4 protein-coding genes are annotated in these 2,537 nt (G+C 70.0%); all 4 read right to left on the bottom strand.

From position 1 onward, the window contains the following. Positions 1-13: 13 nt before the first annotated feature. Genes C1I97_RS35250 through C1I97_RS35235 form a run of 4 tightly spaced genes read right to left on the bottom strand, consistent with a single transcriptional unit; the run spans position 14 to position 2,223 of the window. Positions 14-664 carry a GAF domain-containing protein gene (locus tag C1I97_RS35250; protein ID WP_111007024.1) on the bottom strand — a complete coding sequence of 217 codons (651 nt, stop codon included), beginning with the start codon at positions 662-664 and terminating at the stop codon, positions 14-16. After that, positions 664-1,251, bottom strand: coding sequence for a GTP-binding protein (locus C1I97_RS35245; RefSeq protein WP_258382894.1), 588 nt, complete (start codon positions 1,249-1,251; stop codon positions 664-666). The genes C1I97_RS35250 and C1I97_RS35245 overlap by 1 nt, the downstream gene beginning before the upstream one ends. A 52-nt stretch (positions 1,252-1,303) precedes the next feature. Beyond that, complete coding sequence (locus C1I97_RS35240) at positions 1,304-1,711, bottom strand: DUF742 domain-containing protein (RefSeq protein WP_111007023.1); 408 nt, start codon at positions 1,709-1,711, stop codon at positions 1,304-1,306. After that, positions 1,708-2,223, bottom strand: coding sequence for a roadblock/LC7 domain-containing protein (locus tag C1I97_RS35235; protein ID WP_111007022.1), 516 nt, complete (start codon positions 2,221-2,223; stop codon positions 1,708-1,710). The genes C1I97_RS35240 and C1I97_RS35235 overlap by 4 nt, the downstream gene beginning before the upstream one ends. Positions 2,224-2,537 lie beyond the last annotated feature (314 nt).

Below are 2,537 nucleotides of genomic sequence, written 5' to 3'. Positions count from 1 at the left end.
GTGGCGAAGGGGGTCAGCGCACGGGGGCGCGGGTGATGTGGCGCATCACCTGATCGCCGGTGTCGAGCACGATGTCTCTCAGTCGGCGGGCATCGCTCAGGGACCGCTTTTCGGGATCGATGACACACACGGTGCCCAGAACGGTGCCGCTGTCGTGGATGAGGGGGGCGCCGAAGTACGCGCGGATGCCGACCGCGTCGACCACGTGGTTGCCGCTGAAGCGGGGGCTGGCGTGGACGTCGTGGAGGGGGAGGGCTTTCCTGCGGGCCATGACCTCCGGGCACCAGCCGTGCTCGCGGCTCATGGTGCGGCCGACGATGACGTACCCGCTGTCGGCGGGCGGCTGATGCAGCCCGATGAAGGTCTGCTCGGCCAGGAAGAGGTTGACGAAGCCGTACAGGAAGCCCGTCCGGGTGGCCATGTCGCGGGCGGCTTCGTCGAAGTCCGGGTCGGCCACGGTGGGCAGGCCAAGGCGCCGGACCAGCTCGTACCGCTCCGCCAGCTCGGTCGACTGCGGGGCCTGCGGGCCGCGGAAGGCCGTGCTGGTCGGGGCGAGCCGGCCTTGGGACGGCATGGTCGTGTCGCGTGCGGCGCGGTAGGGCAGCGGCTGTGTGGGCACGTCGGTCTGCGGTGTCGAGGGCAGGTGGTGGGGGTGATGGGTCATCAGGCGTCCTGTAGGGCGGTCGGGAAGGTCGGGTGGTCCGGGCTCGTCGGCGCGCTCTTGACGGCGTGGCCGACGAGGGTCAGCAGGACTCCGGCGATGTGGTCCCGAGCGCGCGCGTCGCAGGTGACCACCGGCACGTCATCGGGCAGTTCAAGGGCGGTGCGGACCTCTTGGGGGTGGTAGCGGCGTGCGCCGTCGAACTGGTTGAGGGCTACGACGAAGGGCAGGCCGATGTCTTCGAAGAAGTCCACCGCGGTGAAGCTGTTCTCCAGGCGGCGGGTGTCGACCAGGACGGCCGCGCCGACCGCTCCGCGGGCGAGGTCATACCACAGGTTCACGAACCGGTCCTGGCCGGGAGCACCGAACAGGAGCAGCTCCACCGGCACGGGAGCGTCGTGGAAGGTGATGCGGCCGAAGTCGAAAGCCACCGTGGTGGTCTGCTTGGCCTCAACGCCTTCAAGACTGTCCACTGTTGAACTGGGTTCGGTCAGGTACTCCTCTGTGCTGAGGGGCGGGATTTCGCTGACGGCTCCCACGGCGGTGGTCTTGCCCACGCCGAATCCTCCAGCGATCACGATCTTCAGCACGACCGGTCCACCGCCCTGGGGAAGCGGCGGTGTCCTGGGCGGCGCGGCGGTATCAGCCGGCCTGGGGGTAGGCGATGGCATCGGGAAACTTCTTTCTCAGGCCCGCGGAGAGGGCCGCCAGCAGCTGCACGGTGGGACGCGGATCGTCGTCGGATGAGGTGTAGGGATCGGTCAGGGGAAGGACCAGGGCGTTGGCGTCCAGGAGGTCTGAGATGAGGATCTTGACGGCGGTGACGGGGCGGCCGAGTCTGCCCGCCAGCTCCGTCACCGAGCGCCGACGCTCCTGGCACAGGGCGAGGATCTGCCGGCATTCGTCGGCCTGGCTGGGACCGGGCCGCCCGGGTCCGGCCTCGAGCACCGTCTCCAGGCCCAGCAGATGCCGCGGCCGGGTGCGTCCACCCGTGAGCGTGTAGGTCCGTACGAACGCGGACTCCTCAGCCGCGCTGCCGTGCACACTCACTGGACCTCATCGCCCACGGCGACGCGCACGGGGATGTCCATGTAGGGGGCGAACCGGTCCACCAGGCGCCCCATCTCGAACCCGACGGTGCCGACATCGGCGTTCGTGGTGGTGATCACGAGCAGCACGGTGTCCACCACGCCGCGCGTATTGCCGGGGTAGTTTCTGAAGGCGGCGCTCCGGCCGGCACCCTGCACGAAGAAGAGGCAGTCGTCCCGCTCGATGATGACCTGCTTGGCCGGGTGCTTCTCGTGGGTCGGGCCGGTGATGTTCGCGGCGATCGAGGCCACCCCGCTGATCGCGGCTGACAGCTCGTCCGCCCAGTCCTTGTTGACCTCGCTGTCCAGCAGCCGCAGCCCGTCCCGGGACAGCAGCACCGCGTGCGTGACTCCGGGGATATCGGCGGCGAACTGCCGCAGCAGCCAGACCATGTCCGTCTGCGGCCCACCCGTTGCCGCGCCGGACGCGCCGTGGCCGCTGCTCACGCTGCTCATGTCAGGGTTGGTGGTCATTCGGATTGCTCCAGAAGGGGAAGGGCCGGCGGTCGCAACCGGGCCACCGGAAACGTGGACGGACAAATACGGGACAGGGAGAGTCACGGCCTCGGTGGTTCGGACGGCGCGGGGGGCGCTCCGCCGGTGCTGCCGGCCTGAACGCCGCTGCGGAAGGCGGCTGCCAGCCCAGGCGTCGCGGCCGTCGCAGGAGCCTGCTGCCGCTCAGCCAGAGGACGGAACGAACCAGTCCTGCGCGGACGCCTCGGAAGCGCCGGCGCATCCGCACGGTTCTCCCCACCTGGCCCGGGCGCACTGGTGGGGAGAACCGTGCG

Source organism: Streptomyces sp. NTH33, assembly GCF_003236365.1.
GTDB lineage: Bacteria > Actinomycetota > Actinomycetes > Streptomycetales > Streptomycetaceae > Streptomyces.
Note: the sequence above shows the minus strand (reverse complement) of the source record. Positions and strands in the feature narration are given on the sequence as shown.